Source organism: Shewanella abyssi (assembly GCF_023284025.1).
Classification (GTDB): domain Bacteria; phylum Pseudomonadota; class Gammaproteobacteria; order Enterobacterales; family Shewanellaceae; genus Shewanella; species Shewanella abyssi.
In genome coordinates, this window is the sequence record NZ_JAKIKR010000018.1 from 39,336 (window position 1) to 53,067 (window position 13,732).

Below are 13,732 nucleotides of genomic sequence, written 5' to 3' on the forward strand. Positions count from 1 at the left end.
GCAGCGGGTTGCTGGAAGCACTGATACATCAAGCTGCGCATTCACTTTTGTAAAAAGAAAAGTCGTAGCGCTTCGTCCATTCTTGAAATAAATAGTAGAGCCAAGGGGCAAAGCGCTTGTCCCCGCTGTTGATTTCATAAGAGCCAAACTCTCAGCGCCCCGGCGAAATTTATGAGAAGCGAAATTTCCAACGGGGGTGATTAGATTCTGCTATTTAGGTTATATGCCTTTAAGTAATGGCGTTTACTGAAAGCTACAAATTCTAGCTTTAGTATTGGATATGCAAATGCTGAATGGTTGCGCTTTTATAATCCGGTGTAGATGCGGTTGAGGCCTTCGGTTTCAGGGATGAAACCGTAGAGCATTCAGGGACCCTTTCTTTTATAAAGAGTTGCGGCGAGTCTCAGTTGCGTCTGCACATAAGGTCGTTCATTCACATCTGACCTATAGGGATATGGGAAATGTCGTTATGATGTCGGGAACATCATCGACCATGTGATCACGACATTCGGACTTCCTGTCCAGCACCTGCCGCAGGCAATTGGAGCCACTTTAGTCTGAAGTTCACTGATACTGATGAATATCTTAACAACTCACTAACCGCTGCATATTTACTGATTTATTGCTTTGCACACAGATACAAATGATGAAAGTGCTTCAAGTTAAGGTTTGAAAAACACAGAGCATTGATATCTGCTAGAAAGCTCGTTATGTTATTGATTGTCAATGGCTGGCTAAGTCTATTTGAATAAGCTGTTCGCTACAAAAAGTTAAAATCTAAAGGATTGGATATGAATAAGTTTTCAACAGTTCGTTTTTGGTTATCGCTAATCATCTTACCGCTCTTACTAGTCGGTGCTGTTTACAACATTGGTTACTTAGTTGGCTATAACATCAATGCTGATGAATTTGGTTTACCTGTAAATTTCAGTTCAATGGGGTTAATTGCAGCAGGAATGTGTTCAATTCAGCCATTTATTAAAACTATTAAAGAATTACAACTAAGAATCTATTCTAAGTCTTCAGCAAACTAGGTATAGTTTCTACCACGATTACAACTATGGGTAGTCCAGCGCATACATAAACTATTTATTCCAAATTCTTTCGAAGTCCAAAAAAGTTTAGCTAATGAAAAATTCCACTTTAGAATTATTGAGGGTAAGTCAAGCCATATATAGCTTTGATTTTACTTTGGTTTTAGGTGCTGATTTTTCATAACTTGTATTGAAGGAAAAGGCGTAGCATAGTGCAAGGATCAATTATGTTAGGATCAATTAATAGGGATATTATTTTGGAAAAAATTTGTTTAGCGTTGGTAGGAATTATTTTTAGCTGCAATATTGGTGTCGTTTTGGCGTCGCAACAGCCTGTTAACGGAAATTTAGATACATTAGTTTCTGATGTATGCAATAAAAAGGTGGTGCTATTAGGTGAAGATGCCAACCATGGCAGTGGTAAGACAATTGAAACAAAAACATTATTGATTAAACGCCTTATCGAGGAGTGTGGTTTTTCAGCCGTTTTTTTTGAAAGTCCCGTATATGATTTTCTGCACTTTGAGCATGCAGTGTCAATTAACACCGCTACCGAAATGCAGTTAGCCCAATCTATTGGTGGACTTTGGTCTCGTACGAAATCTATAGCTCCTCTTATCCCATATCTTTATAACAAATCTGTTAAAGGGCAGGTAAAGCTTGCTGGTATTGATTCTCAAACAGGGGCTAATCAACCTTTCTTGCAGAATGAGCTACCTAAAAGGTTTTCTGGATACTTGCAAGGAGATAGACAGCAGGCTTGTGAAAGTGAGTTGTACCGTTATTTGAATTGGCAGTATGACGATACACATCTTTATAATGATGAGACTCTAAGGCGGATTGCTGAATGTGCTACCGAGGCTAAAACCAAAGTTGATCAAATGGTTACCGCAACAAGTGTCACTGTTGAAGATAAGTTTATGCTGGATAATTTTACAAAGTATCTAGCGTTTCCAGCAGGTGATTATTTTAACCTACGAGACCAAGCAATGGCAGAAAATATAGCATGGCATTTATCCAAGTTGCCAGCAGATACCAAAGTAATTGTTTGGTGTGCCACAATACATGCAGCGCGCACCTTAGCTCCTTCGTCACGAATTTCAATGGGCTCTTATGTGCATCAATCAATAAAAGGTGAAGTCGCCAGCATTGGTTTCAGTGCGTTAACTGGGAGCTATGGACGCTCACAATCTCAATCGAAAACCATAGAAGCTGCTGAACTGGAGACTCTAGCATTTGTCGATAGTGCTAAAGATATAGCCTATTTTGATAAGGAGTCATTGGATAGATTAGGGCAAATCTCTGCACACCCAATTTCATATAATAAGCCGGCAACGAAGAACTGGAGCCTTGTTTTAGATGGTCTTGTTGTCCTCCGCCAAGAGTATCCCTTAAAATCTAACGAGCATTAAATTACTGACTATTAGTGGCTCTCTAGGTTTATTGGTACATCATACAGATAAATAGGGGGAAATGGTCATCAATAAAAGGCTTTGTGTCTTCTCTGGCAAACCAAGCCACCAATCATTATTTGCTTTGCGAAATCAGTGCAGATGCGGTTGAGGCCGTCGGAAACAGGACGTTTTTGTTGAGCCCACAAGGCCAATTCAGTTCCATACAGAATTTGGCATTCCCTCCGATCATGGAGGTCAGACGTGCTTGCGGCGAGTCACGGCAGTGTCTGCACATAAGGTCGTTCATTCACATCTGACCCATAGGGATATGGGAAATGTCGTTATGATGTCGGGAACATCATCGACCATGTGATCACGACATTCGGACTTCCTGTCCAGCACCTGCCGTAGGCAATTGGAACCACTTTAGTCTGAAGTTCACTGATATAGATGAAGAGCTTAAAAAATAAGCGTGCCCATTCCTCGATTTGCTATTGAGTACAAATAAAAAACAGAGTAAATTCAAATGTCTAAAAAGTGTACTTGCACGGTTTGCAGGATATATGAGGCAAGTTAATCCCCCATTCTCGTTTATCCAGCAGGTATATTTTTGGGGAATAGTTAAAAGCGTTTATAAATTAATTGTTTATTGATACGCGTGCTGACAGATCTAACCTGATAAACGTATAACGCGCAAATACTAAGACGTTAGCAGTAATTTAGAGATCATATATGGCAGGAATATTTAGTTTCAAATGCTCTTCATGCGATAAAATCCATGAAGGCTCACCGAGTTTTGGCTTTAACGCTCCAGATCCCTACTTGGAGCAGAGTGAAGATGTAAAAGAGCAGGGAAAACTTACTAAGGATCTTTGTTTTTATACTGACGAAGATGGCACGCACTATTTTGTGCGAGCTGTAATGGAAATTTCTATAGATGGTGTAAGTGAACCATTTACTTGGGGCGTATGGAGTTCGCTGAGTAAATCTAGTTATGACCGATACGTTGAAACATATGATAACCCTGATTTAAAAGATTGCTTTTTCGGGTGTTTTTCTAATTATTTACCGTATTATGAAAGTACGTATGCACTAAAGTTGGAAGTTCAACCTCAGGAAAATAATCAAAGGCCCCTGCTGGTTCCACATGAATCTGAGCATCAGCTAGTTATTGATTTTGAAAATGGTATTAGTATTTCAAGAGCGCAAGAGATTGCAGAAAAGTGCATGCATAGCTAACCAACGCTTGCAGTCTGACGCCAAAACTTCCGCGTTTTGTGTTACTCGCTGCGCTCAGATTTATGATGGGTGGCATTGATTAATAATGGCTGGCTATTACTGATATTTTTCAAGACTATCAATGCAAGAGATAAAGTCAGTTGCATTTAACTAAAACATGGAACGCAAATGCTTAAGAAATTATTATTCTCTTTTATAACCGTATTATCTATTTCAGGGTGTGCTACTAAAACTATCGGCCCGACACCTGCAGGTGAAAATACTTTTGTAATTTCAAGACAAGAAGGTGCTTTCCCATCTGGTGATGAACCGTTACTCGCAGAAGCTTTAGGTGAAGCAAATCGCTTTTGTGGTAGTTTATCTAAAGCGTTCAAACTCATTAATACTCACGAAAACTCTGGGCCTTATATTTTAGGTAACTATCCTAAGGCCACAGTCACTTTTGAGTGCATTAATAAAACTAAAGGTAAGGTGTAACCGGCTTAAAGCAAGAATTAAAAGCGGGACTGTTAACAGTTTACTTGGTTTCACTTCGCTTCACATTTTAGCGAATCATTACTTAACCTGTTATTTGGGTGTTATTGATTAGCAATATCTGGCTGGGATATAGAAGTTTAGTGTCTAGCGTATCAAGGCTTTGGAAAGAGCCAATAGCGATTAAAGCTTTATGCCTTCAGTACGACTAACGGGTCATCTTCTTCACAAATACCACCACGAATAGTGCAATGGTGAAGCTGCCGGTGAAGGCTTCGAAAGCGGCGATGGCGCGGGAAATTCCTATTGGGGTGAAGTCGCCATAACCGAGGGTGGTAAAGGTCACTACCGAGTAATAAATACAGTTGAGAAAAGTCATTAAGTTACTCGTAAAGCTATTGTTTAAATTAAACTGATGTATCTCTCCGTCGAAGTTCAATCCAGTGAAAAAATACAGAATAGCGCTAAATAGGATCAATACCAGCGAAAACCCAATGACCCTTAAAGGCGCTTCGCCATAGCCGCAAAATAGGTCAATGCTTTTAGATAAAAACCTTTTGAAACAACGTTTAGGCATTTGCTGGCGACGCATGGTGAGCTCTTTTCGAATGTAATCACCAGACATGGCAAATAAGCCCTCATGCTCTGCAGCTTTACGCAGATCACGATAGATCTCCTCAGCTTGTTCAAAGTAGTCCATAGCTTTTTCTTTGTTGCCATTTTTTTCGGCCATTTTAGCCAGCTTCTCTTGGCGTAATACCTTGCCTGCTCGCATATTCTCTATCTTAGCCCCCCCCCATTTTATGCCGAGCAAGTTACAGCCACTAAGGTTAGCGCAATGCAGATTGGCTTCACGTAAGTCGGCTTTCATTAAGCTAGCATTGCAGAAGTTGATGTTGAACAGATGGCCGCCGCTTAAATCGGCGCGATACAGCTCGGCGTTGCTAAAGTCATAGCCGACTTTTTGATGGTGACGAACCAAGTCGATTCCGGCGAGTTTTGCATGGTTGAGGCTAATGCCTCTCAATTGGCCACCGCCCCTAGCGTACGCTTCAAGTTGCTGAATATCTTCCGCTCTATCTTTAATAAACTTAGGATCATGCCAGTAGCATAGGCCAGAGTCGCCTGCAGCCTCGTGGCAAGTGTGGGCATTGTCTTCATGATAGCGACATGTCTGCGCTTGGTCGTGTGAGGGCTGCATTACTTGATTAACACCTCAGTGCTGAATAATCTTTTTAGTATAGTAATGGCATTGTCAGTTTGCAGATTTTGAGTGGGTGTGGTTGTCCGAATTCAAATAGATTTTCAGTGGTCGATGGGCCAAAAGTAAATGACACTGCAGTCGATGGGATGGGTTAAGGCTAAACAAAAGTGACTTTTTAACGCTTAAGCTAATATTGTTGAGCAAAATTGCTGTTTTGATCGGTTTTGCAGCTAGGCTTCAATCCATGCATGGGTTAAAATAGCGGGTTATCGAATTGAATATGTTTAAGACAATGGCGCAGGTGTTTATCTGCGGCTTGCTAGCGTCAATAAACCCATTAAAAGTTGATTAAATCATGTTTGAAGTAAATCCAGTTAAGTTCAAAATCAAGGAGCTCGCTGACCGTACCGACCTTCTTCGGGGGTATCTTTGACTACGATGCCAAGAGTGAGCGTCTAGAAGAAGTTAGCCGAGAGCTTGAGAGTGCAGAAGTTTGGAACAATCCAGAAAATGCCCAAGCGCTAGGTAAAGAGCGTGCGGGGCTTGAAGTAATCGTCAAAACTATCGACGATATGGATAGCGGTCTTGAAGATATTCAAGGATTAGTTGAGCTTGCCATTGAAGAGGATGACGAAGAAACCTTCAATGATGCCAGTACTGAATTAGATGATCTTGAGAAACGGTTAGCGGAACTCGAATTCCGCCGCATGTTCTCTGGGCCACATGATATAGCAAACAGTTACTTAGATATTCAGTCAGGTTCTGGCGGAACCGAAGCGCAGGATTGGGCCAATATGGTGCTGCGTATGTTCTTGCGTTGGGGCGATGCTCACGACTATAAACCTGAACTGATTGAAGTGACCGATGGTGATGTGGCCGGTATTAAAGGCGCCACCATTAAGTTTACCGGTGAGTATGCCTTTGGCTCGTTACGTACCGAGACTGGCGTACACCGCTTAGTGCGTAAGTCACCTTTTGATTCATCGGGTAAGCGTCACACCTCTTTCTGTTCGGTATTTGTCTACCCAGAGCTTGATGATTCGATTGAGATTGATATTAATCCATCGGATCTCAGAATTGATACCTACCGCGCTTCGGGTGCGGGTGGTCAGCACGTGAATAAGACCGAATCTGCGATTCGTATCACTCATGTGCCAACCAACACTGTGGTGCAGTGCCAGAATGATCGTTCGCAGCATAAGAACCGTGACGCTGCGATGAAACAGTTAAAAGCGAAATTGTATGAGCTAGAAATGCTTAAACAAAACGCTGATAAGCAAGCCGCCGAAGATGCCAAATCAGATATTGGTTGGGGCAGCCAGATCCGTTCATACGTGCTCGATGATTCGCGTATTAAAGATCTGCGTACCGGGGTTGAAAACCGAAATACCCAGAGCGTTTTAGATGGCGATCTGGACAAGTTTATAGAAGCTAGCCTTAAATCTGGCCTTTAACGAGAGAAGAAGATGACTGAACAAACCCAAGATGAGAACAAGTTAATTGCAGAACGCCGTGCCAAGTTAGATCACATTCGCGCCAACTGCCCTGCAAACGGTCACCCGAACAACTTCGATCGAAAACACAAGGCTGCCGATATTCAAACGGAATATGGTCACTTCACTAAAGAAGAGCTCGAAGGCATGGATATCCAGCGTTCAATTGCTGGCCGTGTCATGGCTAAGCGTGGCCCATTCTTGGTGATCCAAGATGTGTCTGGCCGCATCCAAGCCTATGCCGGCAAAGATGTTCAAAAAGATCTTAAAGCGACTTTCCACGGTCTAGACATCGGTGACATCATAGGTGTCACCGGTAAGCTACACCTTTCTGGTAAAGGCGATCTTTACGTGAACATGGAACAGTACCAGTTGCTGACTAAGGCACTGCGTCCACTGCCTGAGAAGTTCCACGGACTATCAGATCAAGAAACACGTTACCGCCAACGCTACGTAGACTTAATCGTTAACGAAGAGTCGCGCAATGCCTTCATTATGCGCTCTAAAGTGGTTTCTTCTATCCGTAACTTCATGATTAAAAAAGAGTTCATGGAAGTAGAAACACCAATGATGCACAGCATTCCTGGTGGCGCTACAGCACGCCCATTTGAGACTCACCATAATGCACTCGATATGGCGATGTATCTACGTGTCGCACCTGAGCTATACCTTAAGCGTTTAGTGGTAGGTGGTTTTGAGCGCGTATTCGAAGTTAACCGTAACTTCCGTAACGAAGGTTTGTCTCCTCGTCATAACCCAGAATTCACCATGATGGAATTCTATATGGCGTACGCAGATTTCAACGATCTGATGGATCTTACTGAAGAGATGCTAAGTTCAATCGCAACTGAACTTTGTGGTTCAACGCAGCTTCCATATGGTGAGCATACTGTTGATTTCGGTGGCCCATATGCTCGTTTAAGCATGTTGGATGCTATCAAGAAGTACAACCCAGACAACGAAACGATCCAGTCTATGACTTACGAAGAAGTTAAAGACCTTGAGTTTATGCGTAACTTGGCGAAGAGCCTAGGCATGACAATCGAGAAGTTCTGGACTTGTGGTCAACTACTTGAAGAGATCTTTGGTGAAACGGCAGAAACTCAGTTGATGCAACCGACGTTCATTACTGGTTACCCAGCTGACATTTCACCACTTGCACGTCGTAACGATGACAACCATTTCATCACCGACCGTTTTGAGTTCTTTATCGGTGGCCGTGAAGTGGCTAACGGTTTCTCTGAGCTTAACGATGCAGAAGATCAAGACAAGCGCTTTAAAGCGCAAGTTGATGCTAAAGACGCCGGTGATGATGAAGCGATGTTCTACGACGCTGATTATATTCGCGCACTAGAGCACGGCCTACCGCCAACAGCGGGTCAAGGTATCGGTATCGACCGTTTGGTCATGCTATTTACCAACACGCACACGATTCGTGACGTGATCTTATTCCCAGCGATGCGCCCTGAAAGTTAATCGTTAAGTAACAGGGTGAGTCGCTAAGCCATTTGCTAAGTGAGTCAGCCGAGATTAGAAAGCAGTTAAGCGTCAGCTTAGCTGCTTTTTTTATGGCTGTTTTATTCATTTTCATTTGATGATGACTTGACCGATGAAATATCGTCTCTAGCTAGAAAGGCTGCATTACCTCCCAGAAAGTAAGCCTAAAAGGGCATTGTGACGGACAAAATATGGCTGGCTATTTCCACTGGGTTCAACATTTCAGTCAACAAATATTTGCTCATTATTAGGGCGCGATGTTTCAGTGTTTCCTACAATGAGTAGTTAGCTTCTATAGTGAATTATTACCCATTGATTTAGGAGAAAAGCAATGAACTTAGCTGACATAGTACAACGTGGTTGGGACGCTGTTGGGAATGGAAATTTCGATCTGTTAGTTGCTGATTACGTAGATGAAATGACGTTTATCATGCCGGGTCAAACTGATATTTTGAGTGGTAGACAGCAGTTTCGAACTGCATTAGAGGGTCTTGCAGGGATCCTTCCGCCAGGTTTTGAAATCACAGCGCTGCGACAGATTGAAGGGGAAGCTGAGGTTGTCTCGATCGTCGAGTGGAAATCCGATAAGATCACTGCCTCGCAATTGTCAGTCCTGTTTAGATTTGAAGACAACAAAATTTATGAGGAGCGTTGGTTCGTAGATACTGAGCAATGGAAAAGTGCTTTTTAACTCAACAGAGTTCCTCTATGGGTTAATGTTGCTCTAAGTTGCTGTTAATTAGTTACTTGCTACCAGCTCTGCAGCTTGGCTAAAGTGATCTTATCTGACTGCTGTGTTTACAGCTCTTTTGGCACCGTTAAGTGTCCACCCATTCAAGAAAGTGGCCGCTGTTGTAACTAATGAATCCAGCACTTCGGGCATGACTTGAGTCTATTGTCGACAGTAAACCGACTAAAGAGCAACCATCATGATCTCTTGGTAAAACCATACACAGTATAAATTAGCCATTTAGGTTATTGTTTTGCCTAGATGTTGTCGTTTATTCTGATTCGGTAGCGCGTCAATCGACGCGAATAAATTGACTAGACTAGATGTTTGCGGTTGGTCTTAATTAAGGATGATTATGAAAGCTAAAATACTAGCACTACTGACAACACTATCTCTAGGTGTAGGACTTGTTGCAGCGGTAAATGCCAATCCTATGCAAGATGAGCAGCGCTACTGCGCCGCCAATCCAGTTGATTGCTATTGCGAGTACCGCGGTGGTGCTAAGGTGTGCTTTATTAAATAATTTGACGGGTTATTTAAATATGAAAACCAGCCGCAAGGCTGGTTTTTATGTTTAGGTCTTGGTTATACCAAATGTACTGTGGGATATAATCGAGCGAAGCCTGATCGGTTAGCGGTAACTTGATTGCTTCTCTTGCAGCGCTGCGAATTTGAGTGCCATCATGTAAGGTCTATTTTTGCACGCTTTTGTTGGTATACGCAGCAGATAACACTGGGCTATTTTCCTGTATAACGAATGCGATAAATGGCATTGGCTGCATCATCTGATACCAGTAAAGAACCGTCATTAAGAGTCAGCACTGCTGCCGGACGACCCCAACTTTTCTCCCCTTGTAACCAACCCGATGCAAAGACCTCTGAACTGACAACATTGTTGCCATCGAGTTTGACGCTAACCACTCGATAGCCGACTTTGTTGCTGCGGTTCCAAGAGCCATGTTCAGCGATAAAGATATTATTCTGGTAGCGTTTGGGAAATTGTTGTCCTTGATAGAACTCCATCCCGAGCGCGGCGACATGAGCGCCTAAATTAAGCGCGGCTGGTCGGTTTTTAATACTATCGGCTTTGTGGCCAAACTCAGGATCGACAATGTCGGCATTATGAATATAGGGGAAACCAAAATGCTGCCCAGCTGTTGATAGGTGATTAAGCTCATCATCAGGCAAGTCATCGCCCATCATGTCACGGCCATTATCGGTAAACCATAAATCGCCAGTCACTGGATGAAAATCAAAACCGACACTGTTACGTACGCCAGTGGCAACTGTGGTGGCTTGCTTAGTGTCTATATTGAGTTTAATGATGCTAGCAAATGGCGCTTTACTCTCACAAACATTACAAGGGGCGCCTACTGGAATATAGAGCAAGCCATCTGGACCAAAGCGAATAAACTTCCAACCATGGTGTGATTTGTTAGGTAGCTTGTCGTAAACCAGTTCAGGTTCAGGAATTGTGGGTAGCGCAGCTTCAATATCAGGGTAGCGCCAAATTTTATCGACCTCAGCCACATACAAATCACCTCGATGAAAGGCGATGCCTGATGGCAAGAAGAGGTCACTGGCGATCTCAATAATAGCATCGGCTTGGTAGTCATTATTACTATCAATGACAGCATGTACTTTCCCGGCCTTACGGCTGCCGACAAACAGTGTGCCTTTGTCGCCTAACGCCATCTGCCTAGCGTTGTCGACATTCTCTGCATAAATGGAGATTTCAAAGCCTTCGGGAAGTGCAATGTTGTCGATGGGTAGGGCTGCATATGCCATTGAAGGCAACAATAAACTGATTGAAATTGTGCCTATTTTTAGCACTAGTGTCATCCTTGTTGTTTGCTTAACCTATAGTAAGGCTAAGTTGCAGGCGATGGAAAGCATGTTCGTCACTTTTAGAACAAATTATCAGCAGCTTGACGGTAGTAAGATGCTGTCGAGTATTGGGCGTTATAAACGCCTTAGGGCTAAAAACCAGTTTAAGGTTAAATAAATATTTTTTTGACTGTAAATATTTGCCCTTACAGGATATTGTGGCAAGTTATAGGTTAGTGACTTTTTGTAGTCAGGTAGTTCGTTCGCATTAATTGGATGGAGTGTTGAATGATAGCGATAGAGATCTCTACGACTCAGCAAGCTCAATGGCGCAAGTCTATTGATATGCTGGCGCGTATTTCTGGTTGTGGAGTCGGTCTATTAAAGGTTAATCAAGATGAGTGCCTAGTGCCTTTTTCGGCGGCGGGTATTAGTCTTGAAAACTTAGAAAATCTCTGTCAAGTTTGTGCTGATTCTGGGCTCAATCACGCGCCGTCAACATCTTCCTTTTCTAGCGCGGCTTCGACCGTTAGAACGGCAGCCAACGATAGATTATTTGAATTAGGTTTAAGCTGCTGCGTGGCAATCCATTGGCCTTCCCAAGCTCTGTTCGGTTACCTATGCCTTACGACACTAACAAAGCAAACTCCCCCACTCAATAAAGCCGACTTAAGACTGTTATTAAAGCAATGCGCCGATAGTTTCGAGCTCGATCTGATTAGTCTCTATCGCCATTATCGCAACAGCATTCAACGAGAAAATGACGCTAAAATAGATACAACAACGGTGACTCTGCAACAATTCATCGATTCGATGAAAGAGCATGTATGGATGAAAGATCCCCAAGGGCGCTATGTTGTTGTCAATCGCAGTGTTGAAATCGCTTGGGATAAATCAGCTGAGCAGCTCCTCAATCACACCGACGAAGAGCTATTTACCCCTCAATTAGCCAAACAATTTGTTGATGGTGATAAAGAGTCAATTACCAAAGGTGTACAAGTGACGGCCGGCGAGTGTAGAGGGTTGGATATTGACAGTGTAGAGTCATGGTTAGAAACCACTAAAGTGCCCGTGGTGAGTGATGTGGGAGAGTTAGCTGGCATCATTGGTATTTCTCGTAATATCTCCTCCCATAAGGCGGCGCAAGATCAGTTAGAGCTAGCTGCCCGTGTGTTTGAAAACTCGGTGGAAGGAGTATTGATAACGGATGTTGATGGCAACATTATCGATGCTCATGGGGCATATACCCATATTACTGGATTTGAGAAAAGCGAGTTGCTCGGTCAAAACCCGAGAATATTTAATTCTGGACGCCATGACAAATCGTTCTTTCTCGCGCTGTGGCAATCGTTGTTAAACACAGGGAAATGGCATGGCGAAATATGGAACCGTCGTAAAAACGGTGCCGTTTTTCCGCAATTATTAACGGTGAGTGCCGTTTATGGTGATGAACATCAAATTCGTTATTTCGTTGCTGTTTTTGCTGACTTGTCGACGCAGAAAAAGAACGAGGCGGAGCTAGCCCATTTAGCTTTTCATGATCCACTAACCAAACTCCCCAATCGCATGGCGGTGACTTCTCGCTTGGAGCAAGAGATAAGACTGGCCAATAGAAGTGAATACCAGCTTGGTGTGGTTTATATAGATGTGGACCTTTTTAAGCAGATTAATGACAGCTACGGTCACCTTATGGGGGATGAGGTGTTGGTTGAACTTAGCCAGCGCTTTAGTCTCGTCTTAGGCAGCTTAGCAACCGTTGCGCGGCTGGGGGGAGATGAGTTTGCAGTGATACTGCCTAATATTGAAAGCAGCGACATGCTGTCGCTGAGGATCAGTAAACTGCAACAGGTTTTTGAAAAGCCTTTTTTACTTGGTGATAATGCATCTGTGCGCTTAACAGCCAGTATGGGGGTGGCTATTTATCCTCAAGACGGTCGTGATTCCAGTACGTTATTGGTCAATGCTGATGCTGCTATGCATAGAGCGAAGCAAGATGGACGTAATAACTACGCTTTTTACACTCAATCATTAACATATGAGTCAGTTGCACATCTTAAATTGCAAAGCGCGCTACATGACGCGCTGTCGCTTGGGGCACTGTATTTGGTTTATCAGCCTAAGGTTGATTGTTGCAGTCAGCAGTTAAGCGGCTTTGAAGCGCTGTTGCGTTGGGACGACCCAATATTAGGCCCAATATCTCCGGCGATATTTATTCCCGTTGCTGAAAAAATAGGTTTAATCCAAGAGATTGGTCGTTGGGTATTACAACAAGCGTGTGAGCAAGGGGTGAGATGGCTCGCTGAAGGCAAAGATTTTGTGCGTATTGCCGTCAACGTCGCGGGGCCGCAGTTACAGCGACGTAATTTTGTCAATGAAGTCGCAGAAGTGCTCAAAGCAACGGGTTTACCGGCAAATAGATTGGAGCTTGAAGTCACCGAAAGTTGCATGATGTCCGATCCCGAGTCCGTTGGACGCGATCTGGTTAAGCTGGGGGAAATGGGAATAATGTTATCTATTGATGACTTTGGTACCGGCTACTCCTCTCTCAATTACCTCAAAAAGCTGCCGATCAATAAACTGAAAATAGACCAAAGTTTTGTCAGGGATATCCCTGATGATGTCAATAATACTGCTATTGCCAAAGCGGTAATTGCACTGGGTCATTCACTTAATTTAAAAGTGATTGCGGAAGGGGTTGAGACACTAGAACAGGCGAAGTTCCTGGCTGATAATGGCTGTGATGAAGCTCAGGGCTATCTGTTTAGTAAGCCAAAAGTGGCAGCAGAGCTTGAGCACTTTTTTGTAAAAAGCAGCTGTATCAACGACTAGTTTAGGCCGTT

The 13,732-nt window shown here is 43.2% G+C and carries 11 protein-coding genes; 9 read left to right on the plus strand and 2 right to left on the minus strand.

The features are described 5' to 3' along the window. Positions 1 to 791 precede the first annotated feature (791 nt). The 4 genes from L2755_RS09910 (at position 792) to L2755_RS09925 (ending at position 4,144) form a co-directional block, all read left to right on the plus strand. Positions 792 to 1,034 (plus strand): hypothetical protein, encoded by a 243-nt coding sequence (locus tag L2755_RS09910; RefSeq protein WP_248980530.1) that lies wholly within the window; start codon positions 792 to 794, stop codon positions 1,032 to 1,034. Positions 1,035 to 1,261: 227 nt separating this feature from the next. Next, positions 1,262 to 2,446, plus strand: coding sequence for an erythromycin esterase family protein (locus tag L2755_RS09915; RefSeq protein WP_248980531.1), 1,185 nt, complete (start codon positions 1,262 to 1,264; stop codon positions 2,444 to 2,446). Between the two features lie 714 nt (positions 2,447 to 3,160). Further along, positions 3,161 to 3,667, plus strand: coding sequence for a DUF2199 domain-containing protein (locus L2755_RS09920; protein WP_248980532.1), 507 nt, complete (start codon positions 3,161 to 3,163; stop codon positions 3,665 to 3,667). A gap of 168 nt (positions 3,668 to 3,835) precedes the next feature. Next, complete coding sequence (locus tag L2755_RS09925) at positions 3,836 to 4,144, plus strand: hypothetical protein (protein WP_248980533.1); 309 nt, start codon at positions 3,836 to 3,838, stop codon at positions 4,142 to 4,144. Between the two features lie 205 nt (positions 4,145 to 4,349). On the opposite strand, the gene L2755_RS09930 is transcribed toward L2755_RS09925, so the two are convergent. Beyond that, a complete protein-coding gene (locus tag L2755_RS09930; protein WP_248980534.1) occupies positions 4,350 to 5,342 on the minus strand; it encodes an ion channel in 993 nt (330 codons plus the stop codon). Between the two features lie 358 nt (positions 5,343 to 5,700). Here L2755_RS09930 and prfB point away from each other — a divergent pair. The 4 genes from prfB to L2755_RS09950 all read left to right on the plus strand — a co-directional run bounded on the left by prfB (position 5,701) and on the right by L2755_RS09950 (position 9,588). Next, positions 5,701 to 6,799, plus strand: a protein-coding gene (gene prfB, locus L2755_RS09935) for a peptide chain release factor 2 (RefSeq protein ID WP_248980535.1) whose coding sequence is annotated in 2 segments (ribosomal slippage) — positions 5,701 to 5,775 and positions 5,777 to 6,799 — 1,098 coding nt in all. Because the reading frame shifts where the segments join, the coding sequence is not laid out codon by codon here. Between the two features lie 12 nt (positions 6,800 to 6,811). Next, a complete protein-coding gene (gene lysS / locus L2755_RS09940; RefSeq protein ID WP_248980536.1) occupies positions 6,812 to 8,314 on the plus strand; it encodes a lysine--tRNA ligase in 1,503 nt (500 codons plus the stop codon). 352 nt (positions 8,315 to 8,666) lie between these two features. Continuing rightward, positions 8,667 to 9,026, plus strand: coding sequence for a nuclear transport factor 2 family protein (locus tag L2755_RS09945; RefSeq protein ID WP_248980537.1), 360 nt, complete (start codon positions 8,667 to 8,669; stop codon positions 9,024 to 9,026). A 394-nt stretch (positions 9,027 to 9,420) separates the two neighbouring features. Further along, positions 9,421 to 9,588, plus strand: coding sequence for a hypothetical protein (locus L2755_RS09950; RefSeq protein WP_248980538.1), 168 nt, complete (start codon positions 9,421 to 9,423; stop codon positions 9,586 to 9,588). Between the two features lie 215 nt (positions 9,589 to 9,803). Here L2755_RS09950 and L2755_RS09955 read toward each other — a convergent pair whose 3' ends face one another. After that, on the minus strand, positions 9,804 to 10,853 hold the full coding sequence (locus L2755_RS09955; RefSeq protein ID WP_428847790.1) for a PQQ-dependent sugar dehydrogenase: 1,050 nt from the start codon (positions 10,851 to 10,853) through the stop codon (positions 9,804 to 9,806). A 327-nt stretch (positions 10,854 to 11,180) separates the two neighbouring features. Between L2755_RS09955 and L2755_RS09960 the strand changes: the two genes are divergently transcribed. Next, on the plus strand, positions 11,181 to 13,721 hold the full coding sequence (locus tag L2755_RS09960; protein WP_248980540.1) for a putative bifunctional diguanylate cyclase/phosphodiesterase: 2,541 nt from the start codon (positions 11,181 to 11,183) through the stop codon (positions 13,719 to 13,721). Positions 13,722 to 13,732 lie beyond the last annotated feature (11 nt).